The organism is Thiomonas delicata (assembly GCF_900088825.1).
Classification (GTDB): Bacteria; Pseudomonadota; Gammaproteobacteria; order Burkholderiales; family Burkholderiaceae_C; genus Thiomonas_A; species Thiomonas_A delicata.
The window spans coordinates 796,173-814,005 of the sequence record NZ_LT592171.1; the positions used below are offsets into that span (position 1 = coordinate 796,173).

The 17,833-nt window shown below is 65.9% G+C and carries 16 protein-coding genes and 1 tRNA gene; 3 read left to right on the plus strand and 14 right to left on the minus strand.

What is annotated here, in order from left to right:
* Positions 1-6 precede the first annotated feature (6 nt).
* Positions 7-399, minus strand: coding sequence for an IS110 family transposase (locus tag THIARS_RS13340; RefSeq protein ID WP_050985958.1), 393 nt, complete (start codon positions 397-399; stop codon positions 7-9).
* Between the two features lie 6 nt (positions 400-405).
* On the opposite strand from THIARS_RS13340, the gene THIARS_RS18980 reads away from it, so the two are divergent.
* Both THIARS_RS18980 and THIARS_RS18820 read left to right on the plus strand, forming a co-directional pair.
* On the plus strand, positions 406-660 hold the full coding sequence (locus THIARS_RS18980) for a hypothetical protein (RefSeq protein WP_231836566.1): 255 nt from the start codon (positions 406-408) through the stop codon (positions 658-660).
* Complete coding sequence (locus THIARS_RS18820) at positions 578-937, plus strand: LysR substrate-binding domain-containing protein (protein WP_231836537.1); 360 nt, start codon at positions 578-580, stop codon at positions 935-937. Before THIARS_RS18980 ends, THIARS_RS18820 begins: the two co-directional genes overlap by 83 nt.
* A gap of 189 nt (positions 938-1,126) precedes the next feature.
* Here the strand turns inward: THIARS_RS18820 and THIARS_RS13350 are convergent, their stop codons facing one another.
* Positions 1,127-1,393 (minus strand): AbrB/MazE/SpoVT family DNA-binding domain-containing protein, encoded by a 267-nt coding sequence (locus THIARS_RS13350; RefSeq protein WP_013106931.1) that lies wholly within the window; start codon positions 1,391-1,393, stop codon positions 1,127-1,129.
* 245 nt (positions 1,394-1,638) lie between these two features.
* Positions 1,639-1,854 (minus strand): hypothetical protein, encoded by a 216-nt coding sequence (locus THIARS_RS13360; protein WP_013106930.1) that lies wholly within the window; start codon positions 1,852-1,854, stop codon positions 1,639-1,641.
* A gap of 315 nt (positions 1,855-2,169) precedes the next feature.
* Here THIARS_RS13360 and THIARS_RS13365 point away from each other — a divergent pair, with 315 nt between their 5' ends.
* Positions 2,170-3,450 carry an ATP-binding protein gene (locus tag THIARS_RS13365; RefSeq protein ID WP_094161314.1) on the plus strand — a complete coding sequence of 427 codons (1,281 nt, stop codon included), beginning with the start codon at positions 2,170-2,172 and terminating at the stop codon, positions 3,448-3,450.
* Positions 3,451-3,492: 42 nt separating this feature from the next.
* Here the strand turns inward: THIARS_RS13365 and THIARS_RS13370 are convergent, their stop codons facing one another.
* The 11 genes from THIARS_RS13370 to dnaK all read right to left on the minus strand — a co-directional run bounded on the left by THIARS_RS13370 (position 3,493) and on the right by dnaK (position 17,737).
* On the minus strand, positions 3,493-5,661 hold the full coding sequence (locus THIARS_RS13370; protein WP_094161315.1) for an AAA family ATPase: 2,169 nt from the start codon (positions 5,659-5,661) through the stop codon (positions 3,493-3,495).
* Positions 5,662-5,712: 51 nt separating this feature from the next.
* Complete coding sequence (locus THIARS_RS13375) at positions 5,713-6,489, minus strand: hypothetical protein (protein ID WP_094161316.1); 777 nt, start codon at positions 6,487-6,489, stop codon at positions 5,713-5,715.
* A 248-nt stretch (positions 6,490-6,737) separates the two neighbouring features.
* Complete coding sequence (locus tag THIARS_RS13380) at positions 6,738-7,613, minus strand: nucleotidyl transferase AbiEii/AbiGii toxin family protein (protein ID WP_013106927.1); 876 nt, start codon at positions 7,611-7,613, stop codon at positions 6,738-6,740.
* Positions 7,610-8,215 carry a type IV toxin-antitoxin system AbiEi family antitoxin domain-containing protein gene (locus THIARS_RS13385; protein ID WP_013106926.1) on the minus strand — a complete coding sequence of 202 codons (606 nt, stop codon included), beginning with the start codon at positions 8,213-8,215 and terminating at the stop codon, positions 7,610-7,612. Before THIARS_RS13385 ends, THIARS_RS13380 begins: the two co-directional genes overlap by 4 nt.
* Positions 8,216-8,312: 97 nt before the next feature.
* The gene (locus THIARS_RS13390; protein WP_013106925.1) at positions 8,313-9,317 is read right to left on the minus strand and encodes a tyrosine-type recombinase/integrase; all 1,005 of its coding nucleotides are present in this window, start codon (positions 9,315-9,317) and stop codon (positions 8,313-8,315) included.
* 172 nt (positions 9,318-9,489) lie between these two features.
* Positions 9,490-9,565, minus strand: a tRNA-Thr gene (locus tag THIARS_RS13395).
* A 104-nt stretch (positions 9,566-9,669) separates the two neighbouring features.
* Complete coding sequence (locus tag THIARS_RS13400; RefSeq protein WP_094161317.1) at positions 9,670-10,683, minus strand: class 1 fructose-bisphosphatase; 1,014 nt, start codon at positions 10,681-10,683, stop codon at positions 9,670-9,672.
* A gap of 41 nt (positions 10,684-10,724) precedes the next feature.
* The gene (pepN, locus tag THIARS_RS13405) at positions 10,725-13,376 is read right to left on the minus strand and encodes an aminopeptidase N (protein WP_094161318.1); all 2,652 of its coding nucleotides are present in this window, start codon (positions 13,374-13,376) and stop codon (positions 10,725-10,727) included.
* 50 nt (positions 13,377-13,426) lie between these two features.
* A protein-coding gene (prfB, locus tag THIARS_RS13410; protein ID WP_141202421.1) for a peptide chain release factor 2 occupies positions 13,427-14,531 on the minus strand; the annotation gives its coding sequence in 2 pieces (ribosomal slippage) (positions 13,427-14,449 and positions 14,451-14,531; 1,104 coding nt in all).
* A gap of 65 nt (positions 14,532-14,596) precedes the next feature.
* On the minus strand, positions 14,597-15,724 hold the full coding sequence (dnaJ, locus tag THIARS_RS13415) for a molecular chaperone DnaJ (RefSeq protein ID WP_094161320.1): 1,128 nt from the start codon (positions 15,722-15,724) through the stop codon (positions 14,597-14,599).
* A 78-nt stretch (positions 15,725-15,802) separates the two neighbouring features.
* Positions 15,803-17,737, minus strand: a complete 1,935-nt coding sequence (gene dnaK, locus THIARS_RS13420) for a molecular chaperone DnaK (protein ID WP_094161321.1) — start codon at positions 17,735-17,737, stop codon at positions 15,803-15,805.
* Positions 17,738-17,833 lie beyond the last annotated feature (96 nt).

Below are 17,833 nucleotides of genomic sequence, written 5' to 3' on the forward strand. Positions count from 1 at the left end.
TTTGCGTCACGATGATGGCCGGTAGCACTGGAATAGCACCGGGCACCGCCAGGGCAGGGTGCTCTTGGTCATGCGCGCAGCGTTGGCGCACTCGCACAGGATGTAGCGAATGGCGTTGTTGCCGTGCCGGGTGCGGCCGGACTTGCGCTTGCCTGCGCTCTCGTGGTTGCCGGGGCTCAGCGCGGCCCAGCAGGCCAGGCGCTCAGGCGCGCCGAAGCGGGCCATGTCGTCGTCGATCTCGATGAGGATCAGCGCGGCGGCGGTCTCGTCAATGCCGGGGATGGTCTGCAGCAGGCTGTGAGCCCAGGCGTAGGGCTGCATGGCGCGCATCAGGTAGGCGTCGATGTCGGCCAGTTGGCGCTGCAGCGCGTCGATGCTGTCGCTCAAGTGGCGCAGCACGAACAGATGGCCGAGCTGCAGGTTGAGCTCATCGTCATGGAGAGCACCGGCATCTACTGGAAGAGCGTCTACGCTCACCTGGAGAACGTCGGCATCACCGCCTGGGTGGTCATCCTCGACTCGCTCGAAGCGCGCAACCGCCAAGCCATCGACGGCAAGCTGTGCGTCGCCAGCCTACCTGAAGCGCCAAGGCACGCCATCTGTCCCCGCCGATCTTGCCGACCATGCAACCCTGAGCTTCAGCTATTTATGGGCGGGTGATGAATGGCCTTTCATCGACGTGCAGGGCAAGGTCGCCCGGATCAAGGTCAGTCCCAGCGTGCATGCCACCAATGGCGAGCTGCTGCGCGAACTTGCAGTCGATGGCGCAGGCGTCATCATGCAACCAACGTTCATCGTCGCCTCCGAACTCGCGCAAGGGACGCTTGTGCCCGTTCTGATGGACTACCAAACCCTCGAACTCAATTTATTCGCTGTGTACCTCAGCCGCCGCCACCTCTCGAACAAGGGGTGTGTGTGTTTATCGACGAGATCGTGAGCGCAATCGGCGAGCAACGCGCATGGGAGCGATGGGCACGCTGAAGTGCTCGCCCGACAACAGCCCACGCTTGTCGGCCATCTCCACCGTCGCGTTGAACAACCTGGGGCTTGGATCCGAGGGTTCGCGCGAGGATCGGCGCCTTCACGTCCAGCGTCTTCACCTCCAGCACATCCACCTGCTGGCGCATCACGGACACTCCACCGGCTTCACCGCGCGTTCAGCCCGGCGCACGCGCACCGTCCCGTCCTTGCCGACCTCCCAGGCCAAGGTATCCCCGGCTTCGACCCCGAGAGCCTTGAGGATCTCCGGCGGAATCCCAATCCCGCGGTGCTGGTTGCGGCGCTGGTTCTCCTGCTGCGCCTGCTCCGCCAGGCGCAGCACGAACAGCACGCTCCCCAAGGTGCAGAGTATGGCCACCGCGGCAGTGACATACACCCCCGTCATGAACGACATCATCCTTCTCCTTCAGGTTCGAACGGCAAGTTGGATGCTCTGGTGCTGCAGGGCTGGGATGCGTTCATGCGGTCGTTGTCGTCGTCCGCGGCTCCTGCCATCTGCCACCTGCCATTTGCCACCAAAATCTCCATTGCTTTCTCCTCGGATGCCCACCGGGACATCTCCAGAACCATCATCCCGCACGAACGTGGTTTCGCAAGTCGGCAAGACGGGCTTGCCCACTACTCGATAGCCGACAGACTTCAGACGCTTGCCACCCAGAGCGTCTTGCCGCTGAGGCGGCATAGAGCGCGGATGCGCCCCTCGCGTTCGAGCTTGACGCCGAGTGCCGCACTGATGGGCAGACGCTGGTGCTCGGCGATCAAGGTGTAGCGGCGGCCGGCGTGGTGGGACTCTTCGAGCGTCGCGCCCTGGGCGACGAGCTGGACGAGTAGAGGATAGAGGCGTTCTTCGCGCATGGGAATCTCCTGAAGGCGTTGGACATTGCGGACGCACGAAGGGTGTGCGTGGTTCCAAGCTCGGGACCGCAGGGAGCGGTCGATTCAGGATCTGCGCGGGTGAGAAGGGCCTTTAAAACGTGAAGATGGACGGGAAGAGGCTTGAATCGTACCCGCGTTTGCGGTGTGCGCAAGTCGACGAACATGGTTCAGCATGGATCCTGCCCGCCGGGTTGCCACATTACCGCATCGGGCAACTCGATTCGCCTGAAATCGTTTCGGATAGTCGGTCAATTAATTTTCAATTGGACGCTGATCAATCTACAATCAGCCGACATGCAAGCCTCCGAATATCATCCCCGTTTTGTCCAGCCCCGCTTGATCGAGGCCTTGCGCGATACGCCTGTTGCCCTCATCCATGGGCCGCGGCAGTGCGGCAAGACCACGCTGGCGCGTGCCGTCGGTGCGCAGCACGGCTATGCCTACATCAGCTTTGACGATGACGTGCAGCGTGCTGCGGCCCAAACCGATCCGGTCGGTTTCGTGGCGGATTTGCCCGACAAGGTCATTCTCGACGAAGTGCAGCGCGTGCCCCTGCTGTTCACCACCCTCAAGGCCGCCGTTGACCACGATCGCCGCCCCGGGCGGTTCATCCTGACCGGCTCGGCGAATGTCCTGCTGTTGCCCAAGCTGGCCGATTCGCTCGCCGGGCGCATGGAGATCCTGCGCCTGCATCCGCTGGCGCAGGCCGAGTTGGCGGCGGTGCCGACGGACTTGCTGGCCGCCTTGTTCAGCGCCAGCTTCCCACCCCGGGCGCACGTCCGATCCCCCACCCGACCCCATATCCAACCCCACGCCAGGCTGGGCAAGAGGTTGGCCGAACGGGTGGCCGCCGGAGGTTTCCCCGCTGCGCTTGCGCGTGGCACCTCACGGCGTCGCACCGCCTGGTACCGCGACTATGTCGAGACCCTGGTGCAACGCGATGTGCGCGACCTGGCACGCATCGCCGCCCTGGACGCCTTGCCCCGTCTGATGGCCATGGCTGCGGGACAAACGGCGCGTCTGCTCAACGTCACCGACCTCGCCGCGCCGTTCCAGCTCAGCCGCCCCACCATCCGCGAGTATGTGTCCTTGCTGCAGCGCATCTTCCTGTTGGAAGAGCTTCCACCCTGGCACAGCAACCGGCTGAGCCGCCTGGTCAAGACCCCCAAACTGCACCTGGGCGACACGGGTCTGGCTTGTGCCCTGCTCGGTGTCGACGCCCAGGGCTTGTGGGATGATCGTCGACTGTTCGGACAATTGCTCGAAACCTTCGTTTACCAGGAGTTGCGCCGCCAGGCGAGTTGGGCCGGGGAGCGCAGCGCCTTCTTTCACTTCCGCGACAAGGACGGCGTCGAAGTCGACATCGTCGTCGAGCAAGGACAGAAGCTCGTCGGTATCGAGGTCAAGGCCGCATCGACCGTGACGGCAGCCGACTTCAAGGGTTTGCGCAAACTCCAGGACGCCGCTGGCGCACGTTTGATTGCTGGCGTGGTGCTGTATGACGGCGAGGCTGTTCTGCCCTTCGGGCCCGGCCTGCATGCCCTGCCGATCAGCGTCTTGTGGAAGGAGGTTTAGCCCGGCTGGCAACCCGGGCCGAAGCCTCCCTAACAGCCCGCCTCACACAAACCCCATGGTTCCAGCTCCCACCCCACCCGGTTTGAAGCCGCATTCCGTTCGCAGCGCGATGACGAAGTCCTGCGCGCTGCGCAGGGGCTGTAAGCGATGCCGCCGCGCCACCGTGGCGAAGTCCCCCGGCGTCAGCGACGCCAGCGCCCGAAGGTCTTGCCGCAGCCCTTCTTCCGGCACGCCAAGTCCCAGGACCGCGCAATGACTGCCCAGCAAAGCCCAGGCCTGCTCCGGCCGCAAGGCCCGGAACTGCAGCTTCAGATCAAAGCGCCGCAGCGCCGCCGGGTCCAGCCCCTCCAGACGATTCGTCGTGGCGATGAACACGCCGGGGAAGGCCTCCATCTGCGTCAACAACTCGTTCACCAGCGTCACCTCCCAGGCCTGCGCCGCGCCGCGCCGATCCTGCAGCAGGCCATCGATCTCATCGATCAGCAGCACCGCCCCGTCCTCCTGCGCGTCATGGAAGGCCCGCGCCACCAGCCGTTCACTCGCCCCCAGCCACTTGGCGAGCAGGTCCGACGCCCGCCAGAGCTGCAGCGGTCGCCCCAGTTGCTCCGCCAGCCAGCGCGCGTACGCTGACTTGCCCGTGCCGGGCAGGCCGTAGAGACACAGCCTGACGCCCCCGGTGTGGGAGGCGTGGGCGATGCCCTGGGCAATGGCCTGTAAATCCACGTCGGCATGGACCAGCCGCGGATCGTAGGTGCAAGGCAAACGCTGGGGATCGCAGGCCATGACGGCAGTGTGGCCCTGGGCCCGCAGGGTGTGATTGACCAGGGCGAGCAAAGCCGCATCGCGTTGCGCGGGATCCAGCCCTGCGCCGACCTGCCGCACCACATCCGCCGCCCGGGTCAGCACGGCTGGCGCCAGCACCGCGCTGGCCGCCAGGGCCGCCAGGGTCTCGGCCCCCACCAGCGCCCCCACAGTGGCCCGGGCGATGGAGTCGCGCACCTGTCGTGGCGGCACCGGAAGCTCCAGCACCAGATCGAAACGCCGGATCAGCGCGGCGTCCATCTCCCCCACGGCGTTCGTCACCCAGAAGGTGGGCACCGGGTTGGTCTCCAGCGCCCGGTGCAGCCAGCCCTTGCGGTGCTTGCCCGGGTTGGGACTGTGCAGAGCGAACAGGCCCGTGACGTCGCCCTCGGTCTGGCTGGTGAACACATCCTCGATCTCGTCGAACAGGATCAGCGCCCGACGCCGCGCCAGGAAGCGCTGCGCCGCCCGCCAGGCCCGCAGCCGCTGCTCCCCGCCGATCGGATCGCCGTCCTCGTCCGCCGCGCTCACCTCCAGCAACTCACAATCCAGGACCGCGGCCAGCGTGCGGCACAGTTCGGTCTTGCCCGTGCCCGGCGGGCCGTAGAGCAGGACATTGGTGCCACGCTTGCTGCCTCCCGCCGAGTGGTGACCCAGGGCCGACGCCAGATAGGTGCGCAGCAGCGTCCGGCTCAGCCCCAGATGCGGGTAATCGTCCAGGGTGAGGCGCGCCGGAGCACTGGAGGCGACTGCCCCACGCAGCAGCGCCAGCGGCTCGGTGTCCGGCGCCAGCATGGCCTCGGCAAAGGAGGCCGAGAACAGTTCCAGCCGGGTGGACAACGTGCCCTGGCCCGCCCGCCTCAGACTCAGCAGTCCACTGTGGGCCAGCACCCCCGCCGGCGCCAGCGCCCGCTTCACCGCGACCTCGGGCAGGTCCAGCAACGTCGCCAGCACCCCGATGGCCTTCGCCGGGGTCAACGGTCCCAGGGTGTCGGCGGCGTCCTCGAACAGCCGCAGCGTCTGCAACAGACAGGCACAGCCCAGCAGCCGGCAGTCCACGGCCGAGAGCTGCACCAGGGCCGCCAGGCGTGCCAGGTTCTCCTCCAGCGCGACCGGCAGCGCGAACGCGTCGGCCTGTGCCTCCAGCGCCTGCCAGTCGGATTCGAGCACGCGGCGGATCGCGACCAGGCCGGCGGCGTCCGTGCCGCCCTCCCGCAGATCGTGGGGCACGCCCAGCGTGGCGAGCAGACCGGACGCGCCCTGGCCGTCATGCACGAGCTGGCGGAGCCCGCCCAGCGGCAGCAGGATGCGCAGCAGCCACAGGCGCACCAGGGGGACTGGCGGCTCGGGCACAGGCGAGCGCGTGGGGGTGTCGTTCAGGGCGTCGAGCAGGCGTTGATGGCGTGGCATGGTTCAGCGTGGCATTGGAGGGGGATGGATGTGATGGATGAGCGCCTCGAGTCAGCGCGCGGCGTCCGGGGGCGCTTGAACGGCCGCGGCGGCTTCGGCTTCGGCTGTTTCGGTCGCATCCAGGCTCAGGCCCAAGGCCAGGCCCACATGGTGGTCGTAGCGGGTGGGCAGCCACATCGCCAGCCCCAGCGCCGTGCCCAGCAGCCAGGGCAGGGCGCGACAGCCGTGCGCAGGCTGGTGGGCCAGGACCCAGCCCACGCCCCGAGCCAGTCCCCAGGCCAGACCCGCCAGCAGCGCCACCGTCGTCCAGGCCCAGCGCCGGGCGCACCGCCAGTGCCGCAGGACCTCGCCCCCCAGGGCTTCGGGCCGCAGCCGCTTCAGGGTGGAGGCCAGGGGCAGGGCCTGCAGATCATGGCCGCTGGCACGGAACACCGACTTGCGCCAGGCCTCGTCACGGCCGAGGTGCAGGATGCCGCGGCCATACAGCCCGACCAGGGCGAACGCCAGCAGCAGGAATGCCCGGCTCATCCCGGGTGCATGGGAGAGCAGGGTCGCACTGCCCAGGGCCGCAGCCAGGATCAGCCAGGGGGCGAACAAGGTGGTGACGCCCAGGGCGGCGGCAAGACGCAGGCCCGCCATGCGGCGTGCGCCTTGCGGAGATTGGCCACGGTGTGCAAAGCGGCGTTGCAGCCCCAGGCGGACGCGATGACCAGCCGGCGAGTCGGTCCAGAACAGCACGAGCAGGATGTCGCGCAGGGCGGTCAGGCGGCGGCACAGCCGCGATGGGGGTGACGAGGATGCGGGTTGCGCTGAGGGTTGGATGGGCATCGTGGACGCTCCGGGACGAGGATGCAGACCATCTCATCACAGGAAGGCGCGGATGCAAGTCGACGCCAGCCGACGTCAGCGGGGGCGGGACACAGAGTCGGGAGTCAGCCGATGCGTCGGCGACCTGGGCAGGTCATGCGGCTCGCCACCCTCGGAAGGCTTGGGATCTGCCCGGGCTGGGCTCAGCGCGTAGGCTATATATTCGACCGTAGCGATGGACGCGAAGCTGCTGCTCTACGAGTCGGGGTTCAAAGAGCGGCTCGGTTCAACGCAGGTGCCAGGGCGGATCGCAACCGATCCACGATGACAGGCAGGGGCTCGGGGGTAAGCGCGTTCTTCTTGAAGAACGCCAGCCACAGCGACGCCCGCGAGGAATCGAGTGCGAATTCCTCCGACAGCCCAATCGGCAGCGCATCGGGCACAGCCATGCCGCGCCGATCAAAGGTGGCCTTGATCGCTTTGGCCAGCAAATCGATGTCCAGGGTTTCTCGTTCCAGCAGAACCGACAGATCGAAGTAGTCCTTCAGGCGGCTGTTGGTCATGCCCAACAGGGCGATAGCGTGGAGTTTTTCTGCAATGACCGTGTACGTCGGGTAGGCCCGCAGCCGGGGAGCGGGCAGATCGTCCAACAGCACTGGATAGACCGAATCCACCGGAGCGGGCGTGACGACATCGCCGAAGCCGACATCGATCTGCGTCTTGCAGCGCGCCTTGGCCAGCTCGCCAGCGATGATCACCCGGACGCCGCCGTAGCCTGCCTCCTTACGGATTTCCTCGACCGTGACCGAGGTTGGGTCAAATACGATGCCGTCGTCAGCAGCCACGGCGGCGATGTCGCGGAAAGTCTCAGCGACCGAAGCCAGATCGCTCGCGCCGAAACCAAGCAGATCGGCGTCGCGCGTGGCCCGGTGCGGCATGTCGTACCAGAGTGTGAAGAGCAGCGCGCCTTTGAGCAGAAAGCGATCGGCGTGCCGCGATTGAGTCAGGCGGTAGAGGATGCGTTCCAGCGCGAAGCGCACCAGCACCTGATTGAAATCGACGCCCTGCGCTTTGGCGACGTTGAGCAGGCGCGCACGGACGGACGCGGCGACACTCGCCTGATTCGTTGGACGCGCCGGGCTCATGCGACGCTCTCCAGATAGGGCCGCATCACGTTGGCTACGCGGCAGATCTTGGCATAGCGCCAGATGTCATCGACCGATGCCTTGTTGCGGGCCCGCGCGTCCTTCAGGGCCTCCAGCGCCACATCCAGGCCGATCTTGTTGCGGTGCTTGAAGCAGTCCGCCACGGTCTTTGCAATACCGTACACCCGGAGCTTGACGCCATCGCGTTCAATTTCCTCGACGCCTGCCGTGTAAGCGTCGCCCGTGAACTGCACCATCTTGATCGGCGGATGGTCGAACCGTGGGGCATGGCTGCCGCGCGGCATGGCGATCCAGACCTGGCGCGGCAGTTGGGTGGTCAGTTCGTGGAACTGCAGCGCGGTGAGCAGGCAGAACACGGCTTGCGGCACCTTGGTGGCGACGGTCACGAGACTCTCAAATTCCGACCCGTTGGAGTCCGTCAGACGGTACAGGCCACGCCCAATCTTTTCCAGCAGGCCAGCGGCGGTCAGGCGCGTCAGGACGACCCGGGGCGCATCGATGGCGTCCAGATCGCTGGCGCGCAGCATCCCCTTCTGGCTGGCCAGAACGAGGACGCGCTGAGTGTGTGTGTCGGGGAGCATGGCTGGAGTATGTTCCGTTTATTCGTCGAATGCAATCGTTCGACGAAAAATAGGAGCATGCCCGCGATGACGGGCTGGCTCGTCGGCGCAGGCACTTTCAGTCCGCCTTGAGCCGATCCGCCATCGTCTCGGCGCTTTCGTTGTAATAGATTTGCAGCATGCGAAGATCCTTGTGCCCGATCATCCTCGCCAGATCGAGAATGGGGAGTTTCTTGGCTAGCCGGGTGACAGCGGTATGCCGCAGATCGTGGAAATGCAGATCCTCGATCATGGCGAGCTTCTTCGCTTTGCGCCACAGCGAATCAATCTGCGATGTATTCAGATCAAAAACTCTGGCCGTGAGGTCGACCGGATCCGGTTTGAGCCCAGACAACACGGTTTGCGCTACGGGTGAGAGCGGAACACGGCGTGTTGCTGCGGCAGTCTTGCCTGAACGGACCGTCACGACGGTCGGAGCGACGTCGGCCCAGGTCAACTTGGCAATTTCGCCGACACGCATGCCCGTCTCGACAGCGAACACCGCAGCGGCTCCAATGCGCTCCGAAATCGTGGATGGGCGCTGTCCGGGCTGATAGCTGAGCGCAAAGAGGATGCGATCCAGTTCCGCCTCGGTTGCCAAGCGATCTCTTGGCGGGGTTGGGGGAGGGCGCCGCACCCCAGTAAACGGGTTTTCGGCCAGCCAATGCCACTCCTTGACGGCCAGACTGCAGGCGTGCGACAGCAGGTTCCACTCGCGCTGCACCGATGCTGGGCTGACTTGCTTCAATCGCCGGTCTCTCCATGCGGCGACAGCCGGTTGCGCCAGGCGCACCAGCGGAACCTCGGCAATCGCATCTCGCAATGTCAGATTGATGCGCGTGACCTCCCAGCGCTTGCCGCGCTTGTATTCGCTGACATCATCTCGATAGCGTTCGAGCAGTTTGGCAAACGTCGCCCCAGCGGGGGCGGCTGAGCCACCGGTAACACCAGCGCCGATTTCCCGCTCAACTTGTTCGACCCATACATAAGCCGCAGCCTTCGTATCGAAGGTTGCCGACCGGCTCGCGCCATTGCGCCTGACTTGCGCCCGAAAAGTCTTGCCGCGTTTGACGACCGTTCCCATTCCCGTTCCCCTTCCGCTTGGTGCAGCACCTGGTGCAAATTTGGTGCAAATGGTATGGGAAACGGCGACAAACGGTGGCGCTTGATGCCGATTTTCGGCAAGAAAAAAGCCACGCAACTCATTGAATTACGGGGCTTTATGGGGTTAAGCGGTGTTTAATGAAACATGTTCGTGGTGCCGGTGAAAGGAATCGAACCCTCGACCTTCTCATTACGAATGAGCTGCTCTACCAACTGAGCTACACCGGCGGCGAAGCCCGAAATCTTAACCGATTCGAGCACTTGGCTCACGCACTGCGCGCAGGCCGGTCAGACGGCCGCTTGCGGGCGTGGACGGTCCAGGCGGGGAAGGCCTATTGCGCCTCGGCGTGATAGCGCTGCAGCAGGGCGACTTCTTCGCGGCTGCCGAGCATCACGGCGGCGCGCTGATGCAGGTTCTGGGGCTGGATGTCGAGAATGCGTTCGGTGCCCGCCGTGGCCATGCCCCCGGCTTGCTCCACCAGCATGGCCATCGGGTTGGCCTCGTACAGCAGTCGCAGCTTGCCGGCGCGATCCGGCTCGCGCCGGTCCCAGGGGTAGAGGAAAACGCCGCCGCGCATCAGGATGCGGTGCACGTCGGCCACCATGCTGCCGACCCAGCGCATATTGAAATCCTTGCCGCGCGGGCCGTTCCTGCCTTGCAGGCATTCGTCGACGTAGCGTTGCACCGGCGGCGCCCAGTGGCGCATGTTCGACATGTTGATGGAGAACTCGCGCGTGGATTCGGGGATGCGCAAGCCTTCCTGCGTGAGCACGAAACTTCCCTGCTCGCTGTCGAGCGTGAACACGGCCACGCCGTGGCCGAGCGTGAGCACCAGCGTGGTCTGCGGCCCGTAGGTGCAATAACCGGCGGCGACCTGGTCGCGCCCGGCTTGCAGGAAATGCTCGGCGCCGACGTCGCGCACGCCGTCCGCGAGGTGCAGCACGGAGAAGATGGTGCCGATGGTGACGTTGACCTCGATATTGCTCGAGCCGTCCAGCGGGTCGAACAGCAGCAGGTATTCGCCACGCGGGTAGCGGTGCGGCACGGGGTAGATCTGCTCCAGTTCCTCCGACGCCATGGCGGCCAGATGTCCGCCCCATTCATTGGCTTCCAGCAGCACGTCGTTGGCGATCACATCCAGCTGCTTCTGCACCTCCCCCTGCACGTTCTCGCTGCCGGCGCTGCCGAGGATGCCGGAGCTGGCGCCCTTGCTCACCGCGCGGCTGATGCGCTTGCAGGCGCGCGCCACCTGTTCGATGAGCAGACGCAAGGAGCCAGGAATGTGACCGTGGCGGCGCTCCTGCTCGATGAGGTAGCGCGAGAGGCTGATGGGATTGTCGGACATGGTGGCGTCGGGGCGTGGGGTTGGCGCGGCTCGCCTGGGTTTCAGGCCAGGGCCTTGCCGAGGATTTCGCGCGTGTCGGCCGAAAGGCCGGGGTGGGCGGCGAGTTCGCGCATCACCGGCTCGGCGCTCTGGGCATAGGGCGGGGCCAGCTTGCGCCAGCGGTCCATGGCGCGTGCGAGGCGGGCGGCGACTTGCGGGTTGATCGCGTCCAGCGCCCGAACCTGCTCGGCCCAGAACGCATAGCCGGCGCCGTCGGCGCGGTGGAAGGCGCCCGGGTTGCCCTGGCAGAAGGTCGAGATCACGCTGCGCGCACGGTTGGGGTTGCGCAGGCTGAAGTCCGCGTGGCGCATCAGGGCGCGGATGGCCTCGATTTCCGCGCCCGGCGCGCCGGCCTGCAGCGCGAACCACTTGTCCATCACCAGCGGCTCGTGGGCGAACTGCGCGGCGAAGCGCTGCAGCGCCGCTTCGGCAAGCTGCGCGCGGCTGCCGACCAGCGCGGCCAGGGCGTCGAAGCGGTCGGTCATGTTGTCGGCATCCTTGACGCGCTGGTAGGCGCGACCTTGCCACTGCGCGTCGCCCAGCAGGCACAGATGCGTGAGCGCCAGATTGCGCAGGCCGCGGCGGCCCGCGTCGGCGAAGTCAGGGGAGTAGCCGCGGTTGGGCGCCAGCGTATGCCAGAGTTGTTCCCAGTCGGCCTGCAGTTGCTGCGCCAGGGCCAGGCGCATGGCCTGGTGGGTCTGGTGGATGCGGGGAGGGTCGATCTCGCCGAGCTGTTCGGCGATATAACCTTCGCTGGGCAGGGTGAGGACCAGCTCCTTGAACGCCGGGTCCAGCGCGGGGTCGCGCAGCACGGCGCGCAGGGCGTCCAGATAGGCGGCATCGACCTTGAGATCGCCTTCGCACACCGCCGGAAGCAGGCGGGACAGGGCCAGGCGCTGGGCCGCCTCCCAGCGGTTGAAGGGGTCGGTGTCGTGCGCCAGCAAGATCAGCCGGTCGGCGTCGCCCAGGCCATCGTCGAGGATGACCGGGGCCGAGAAGCCGCGCAGCAGCGAGGGGATGGGGTCGGCGTCGACCTCGTGCAGGACGAAGCTCTGCTCGGGCTGGGTGAGCACCAGCAGGGCCTCGGGGCCGCGCCCGGTACGGTCTCCGGCGCGAAAGGCCAGCGCCGCGCCGTCGCGGCCGACCAGACCCATGCGCACCGGCACGACCTGGGCTTGTTTCTCCCCTTGGCCCGGCGTGGGCTGGCAGGCCTGGGTCAGCGTGAGGGTGTAGGTGCGCGAGGCGGCGTCGAAACGGCCCTGGGCACGCAGGCGCGGCGTGCCGGCCTGCGCGTACCACAGGCCGAACTGCTGGCGGTGCGTGTCCAGCGCCGAGCCGGGGTTGGCGTCGGCCATCGCGGCGAGGAAGTCGTCGCAAGTCACGGCCTGGCCGTCGTGGCGGCTGAAATACAGTTGCATGCCTTTGGCGAAGCCGGCGCGTCCGACCAGGGTTTGCATCATGCGCACGACCTCGGCGCCCTTTTCGTAGACGGTCGGGGTGTAGAAATTGTCGATGGCCACGTAGCTGTCGGGCCGCACCGGGTGGGCCATGGGGCCGGCATCCTCTGGAAACTGCACCGCGCGCAGGGTGCGCACGTCCTCGATGCGCTTGACCGCGCGCGCCGATTCGCCACCGCTCTGCGCGGCCAGGTCCTGGCTGAATTCCTGGTCGCGGAAGACGGTGAGGCCTTCCTTGAGACTGAGCTGGAACCAGTCGCGGCAGGTGATGCGGTTGCCGGTCCAGTTGTGGAAGTACTCGTGCCCGACGACCGATTCGATGTGCTGGTAGTCGGCGTCGGTGGCGGTGGCCGGGTTGGCCAGCACGTACTTGGTGTTGAAGATGTTGAGGCCCTTGTTCTCCATCGCCCCCATGTTGAAGTCGCTCACGGCGACGATCATGAAACGGTCGAGGTCCAGGCTCAGGCCGAAGCGCTGCTCGTCCCAGGCCACCGAGGCCATGAGCGACTGCATGGCGTGGTCGGTCTTGTCCAGGTCGCCCTCGCGCACGTAGACCTGCAGCAGGTGCTCGCGCCCGGCGCGGCTGCGAATGCGCTGTTCGCGGCACACCAGGCGCGCGGCCACCAGGGCGAACAGGTAGCTGGGCTTGGGGAAGGGATCTTCCCACACGGCCTCCAGGCGGCCATCGTCGAGGGGACGCTGGCTGCGCAGGTTGCCGTTGCTCAGCAGCACCGGGTAGATCGACTTGTCGGCGCGCAGCACCACGGTGAAGCGGCTCATCACGTCGGGACGGTCCGGCCAGTAGGTGATGCGGCGGAAACCCTCGGCCTCGCATTGGGTGAAAAAGGCGTCACCGGACATGTACAGGCCCGACAGCCGGGTGTTGCCGCGCGGCGAGCAGGCGGTGACGATCTCCAGCGCGAACGTCTCGGGCAGCTTGTCCAGGCGTATGCCGCCGTCGGTCTGGGCATAGACGTAGGGTTTGCCGTCGAGCAGCAGCGATTGCAGCGTGATGTCCTCGCCGTCGAGCAGCAGCGGCGCGGTCGGCGCCGCACCAGGCATGCGCCGCACCTGCATGCGGCTTTTCACGCGCGTGCGTTCGGGATCGAGGTCGAATTCCAGGGTGACTTGGTCGATCGCGTAGGCGGGCGCTTCGTATTGCAGGCGGGAGATCACGGGGGCTTGGTCGGTGCGCATGGCATTCACTCGGTTGATGCGTCTTGGCGTATCAGATGAACCTGGAAGGCTTACAGCCCCTGCTTGAGGCTGGCGGAGATGAAGTCGTCGAGATCGCCGTCGAGCACCTTCTGGGTGTTGGACATCTCCACCCCGGTGCGCAGGTCCTTGATGCGGCTCTGGTCCAGCACGTAGGAGCGGATCTGGTGTCCCCAGCCCACGTCGCTCTTGCTGTCTTCGAGTTTCTGCTGTTCGGCCTGGCGCTTGCGCAATTCATGCTCGAACAGCCGTGAGCGCAGCATGGCCCAGGCCTCGGCACGATTCTTGTGCTGCGAGCGGTCGTTCTGGCACTGCACGACGATGCCGGTGGGGACGTGGGTGATGCGCACCGCGGAATCGGTCTTGTTGATGTGCTGACCGCCGGCGCCGGAGGCGCGGAAGGTGTCGATGCGCACCTCGGCGGGATTGATGTCGACCTCGATGGAATCGTCCACCTCGGGGTAGACGAACACGCTGGCGAAGCTGGTGTGGCGGCCGCCGGAGGAATCGAAGGGGCTCTTGCGCACCAGTCTGTGCACGCCGGTCTCGGTGCGCAACTTGCCGTAGGCGTAGTCGCCTTCCACCTTGATCGACGCGCTTTTCACGCCGGCCACGTCTCCGGCCGACTCCTCCAGCACCTCGACCTTGAAACCCTGGCGCTCGCAATAGCGCAGATACTGGCGCAGCAGCATGGAGGCCCAGTCGCAGGCCTCGGTGCCGCCGGCGCCGGCCTGGATGTCGATGAAGCAGTTCCCTGCATCCATCGGGTTGGAGAACATGCGGCGGAATTCCATGTCCTCCACGCGCTTGCCGGTGGCCCGCGCGTCGGCTTCGATGGACAGCAGCGTGGCGTCGTCGTTCTCGTCGCGCGAGAGATCGAACAACTCCTGCTGGTCGGCGAGCTCGCGCTCGATGCGGTCGATTTCCAACACCACAGCCTCCAGGCTGCGGTTTTCCTTGCCCAGATCCTGCGCGCGCTTGGGGTCGTCCCAGACCTTGGGATCTTCCAGCGCGGCGCTGACTTCCCTCAGGCGCGCGGCCTTGGCGTCGTAGTCAAAGATACCCCCGAAGCAGCCGGGTGCGCTCGGACAGGTCGCGCAGCTGGGCGGAGAGGGCGTTGAGTTGTTCGGCTTCCATGAGTCAGATCGGCTGGATTGGAGGGAAAAAGGCGAATTGTCGCACCCGCCGCGGCAACTGCAGGCTTACTTGAAAAAGTCCCGCACCTTGTCGGCCCAGGTCTTGCCGCCGGGGGAATGGCGATGGCCGTCGCGTTTGAACGACTCATCGAGCTGCTCGAGCAACTTGCGCTGCTCCTCGCTCAGGCGCACCGGTGTTTCGACCAGGATGTGGCAATACAGGTCGCCCGGATGCCCGGCGTGGATGCCTTTGACCCCTTTGCCGCGCAGGCGCAGGGTCTTGCCCGACTGCGTGCCCTCGGGCAGGTCGATCTCGGCCGGGCCGGAGAGGGTGGGCACCTCGATGCGCGAGCCCAGGGCGGCGGCCGTCATGCTGACCGGAATCTTGCAGTGCAGATCATCGCCGTCACGCTCGAAGATGGCGTGGGGCTTGATCTGGATTTCCACATACAGATCGCCCGCCGGGCCGCCGTTGACGCCGGGCTCGCCGTTGCCGCTGGAGCGGATGCGCATACCGTTGTCGATGCCGGCCGGAATCTGCACCTCCAGGGTCTTCTGGCGCTGGATGCGACCTTGGCCATGGCAGGCCGGGCAGGGTTCGGGAATGATCTTGCCGCTGCCGCCGCAGGTGGCGCAGGTGTGCTGCATGGCGAACGGCCCCATGCGCTGCGTGGTGGCGCCGCTGCCGCCGCAGGTGGGGCAGACCTTGGGCTTGGTGCCGGGTTTGGCGCCGCTGCCGGCGCAGGCGTCGCAGCTATCCCAGGACGGAATGCGCAAGGATTTTGTCGTGCCCAGCGCGGCCTCTTCCAGTGTCAGGGCGAGCGAGTAGCTCAGGTCGGAACCGCGGTAAACCTGCTGTCCGCCGCGCTGCCTGCCGCCACTGCCACCGAAGATTTCCTCGAAGATGCTGCCGAAATCGGCAAAGCCCCCGGCTCCGGCGAAACCCCCGCCCATGCCGCCCGCCGTCGGGTCCACCCCGGCGTGGCCGTAGCGGTCGTAGGCCGCGCGCTTTTGCGGATCGGACAAGGTTTCGTAGGCCAGCTTGGCCTCCTTGAAGTGCTCTTCGGCCGCCTTGTCACCCTGGTTGCGGTCCGGGTGATGCTTCATGGCCAGTTTGCGGTAGGCCTTTTTCAGGGTGTCTTCGTCGGCGTCGCGGGGGACGCCCAGAACTTCGTAAAAATCGCGCTTGGCCATGCTTGAAGCCGTCCATGTTCAACAAAAATGCAAAAAGGGAGGGTGTAGCACCCTCCCTGCAATCGGCATGCCAGGAAATCAGGCTTTGCCGTCCTTCACTTCCTTGAATTCGGCGTCCACCACGGTGTCGTCGCCCGCGGCGGCGCCGGCAGAGGCCGAGGCGCCGCCCGCGCCCGGGGCGGCAGCGGCCTGTTCCTGGGCGTACATCTTTTCGCCCAGTTTCTGGCTGGCGGCCATGAGGGCTTCGGTCTTGGCCTCGATCGCCGCCTTGTCCTCGCCCTTGATGGCTTCGTCCACGTCCTTGAGCGCGGCTTCGATCGCGGACTTCTCGCTGGCGTCGATCTTGTCGCCATGCTCGGTCAGCGACTTGCGCACATTGTGCGCGGCGGCCTCGGCCTGGTTGCGCGCGTCGACCAGTTCGCGCTTCTTGTGGTCTTCGGCGGCGTTGATCTCGGCGTCGCGCACCATGCGCTGCACCTCCTCCTCGCTCAGTCCGGAGTTGGCCTTGATGGTGATCTTGTTTTCCTTGCCGGTGCCCTTGTCCTTCGCCGAAACGTGCAGGATGCCGTTGGCGTCGATGTCGAAGGTCACTTCGATCTGCGGCATGCCGCGCGGTGCAGGCGGAATGCCTTCGAGATTGAATTCGCCCAGCAGCTTGTTGTGCACCGCCAGTTCACGCTCGCCCTGGTACACCTTGATGGTCACGGCCGGCTGGTTGTCGTCGGCGGTGGAGTAGACCTGGGTGTGTTTGGTCGGGATCGTGGTGTTGCGCTTGATCATCGGCGTCATCACGCCGCCCAGGGTTTCGATGCCGAGGGTGAGCGGGGAGACGTCGAGCAGCAGCACGTCCTTGCGGTCGCCGGCCAGCACCGAACCCTGGATGGCCGCGCCCACGGCCACGGCTTCGTCAGGGTTGACGTCCTTGCGCGGCTCTTTGCCGAAGAATTCCTTGACCTTGTCCTGCACCTTGGGCATGCGGGTCATGCCGCCGACGAGGATGACGTCGGCGATGTCGCCCACCTTCACCCCGGCGTCCTTGATCGCCATGCGGCAAGGCTCGATGGTGCGCTCGATCAGTTCTTCCACCAGGGCCTCGAGCTTGGCGCGCGTGAGCTTGAGGCTCAGGTGCTTGGGCCCGCTGGCGTCGGCGGTGATGTAGGGCAGGTTGACCTCGGTCTGCTGGCTGCTCGACAGCTCGATCTTGGCCTTCTCGGCCGCGTCCTTCAGGCGCTGCAGCGCGAGCACGTCCTTGGACAGGTCGACGCCGGATTCCTTCTTGAACTCGGCGACGATGTAATCCATGATGCGCTGGTCGAAGTCCTCGCCGCCGAGGAAGGTGTCGCCGTTGGTCGACAGCACCTCGAACTGTTTCTCGCCGTCGACATCGGCGATCTCGATGATGGAAATGTCGAAGGTGCCGCCGCCGAGGTCGAACACGGCGATCTTGCGGTCGCCCTTGGACGCCTTGTCCAGCCCGAAGGCCAGCGCAGCGGCGGTCGGTTCGTTGATGATGCGCTTGACGTCCAGCCCGGCGATGCGCCCGGCGTCCTTGGTTGCCTGGCGCTGGCTGTCGTTGAAGTAGGCCGGCACAGTGATGACGGCTTCCGTGACTTGCTCACCCAGATAGTCCTCGGCCGTCTTTTTCATCTTGCGCAGGACTTCGGCGGAAATCTGGGGCGGTGCCAGCTTCTTGCCGCGCACTTCGACCCAGGCGTCGCCGTTGTCGGCCTTGACGATGCTGTAAGGCATCAGGCCGATGTCCTTCTGGACCTCTTTTTCCTCGAATTTGCGCCCGATCAGGCGCTTGACGGCGTAAAGCGTGTTTTTCGGGTTGGTGACGGCCTGTCGCTTGGCCGGCGCGCCGACCAGGATTTCACCGTCCTCCATATAGGCCACGATGCTGGGCGTGGTGCGTGCGCCCTCGCTGTTTTCGATGACCTTCGGGCTGCCACCTTCCATCACGGCGACGCAGGAATTGGTGGTGCCGAGGTCGATGCCGATGATTTTTGCCATATTGAACTCCGTCTATCGTTGCTTGGTGAGATGCGTGCCGGTGTCGGGGGAGGCCGTTTCTCGGCGCTGTGTCTAGGTAGATGCTGACATTCGTGC

Excerpts from the sequence above, each read along its gene's own strand:
- THIARS_RS18980 (WP_231836566.1), top strand. The coding sequence starts at position 406 with ATGGCCGAGCTGCAGGTTGAGCTCATCGTCATGGAGAGCACCGGCATC.
- THIARS_RS13350 (WP_013106931.1), bottom strand. The coding sequence starts at position 1,393 with ATGTCGTTCATGACGGGGGTGTATGTCACTGCCGCGGTGGCCATACTC.
- THIARS_RS13360 (WP_013106930.1), bottom strand. The coding sequence starts at position 1,854 with ATGCGCGAAGAACGCCTCTATCCTCTACTCGTCCAGCTCGTCGCCCAG.
- THIARS_RS13365 (WP_094161314.1), top strand. The coding sequence starts at position 2,170 with ATGCAAGCCTCCGAATATCATCCCCGTTTTGTCCAGCCCCGCTTGATC.
- THIARS_RS13370 (WP_094161315.1), bottom strand. The coding sequence starts at position 5,661 with ATGCCACGCCATCAACGCCTGCTCGACGCCCTGAACGACACCCCCACG.
- THIARS_RS13375 (WP_094161316.1), bottom strand. The coding sequence starts at position 6,489 with ATGCCCATCCAACCCTCAGCGCAACCCGCATCCTCGTCACCCCCATCG.
- THIARS_RS13380 (WP_013106927.1), bottom strand. The coding sequence starts at position 7,613 with ATGAGCCCGGCGCGTCCAACGAATCAGGCGAGTGTCGCCGCGTCCGTC.
- THIARS_RS13385 (WP_013106926.1), bottom strand. The coding sequence starts at position 8,215 with ATGCTCCCCGACACACACACTCAGCGCGTCCTCGTTCTGGCCAGCCAG.
- THIARS_RS13390 (WP_013106925.1), bottom strand. The coding sequence starts at position 9,317 with ATGGGAACGGTCGTCAAACGCGGCAAGACTTTTCGGGCGCAAGTCAGG.
- THIARS_RS13400 (WP_094161317.1), bottom strand. The coding sequence starts at position 10,683 with ATGTCCGACAATCCCATCAGCCTCTCGCGCTACCTCATCGAGCAGGAG.
- pepN (WP_094161318.1), bottom strand. The coding sequence starts at position 13,376 with ATGCGCACCGACCAAGCCCCCGTGATCTCCCGCCTGCAATACGAAGCG.
- dnaJ (WP_094161320.1), bottom strand. The coding sequence starts at position 15,724 with ATGGCCAAGCGCGATTTTTACGAAGTTCTGGGCGTCCCCCGCGACGCC.
- dnaK (WP_094161321.1), bottom strand. The coding sequence starts at position 17,737 with ATGGCAAAAATCATCGGCATCGACCTCGGCACCACCAATTCCTGCGTC.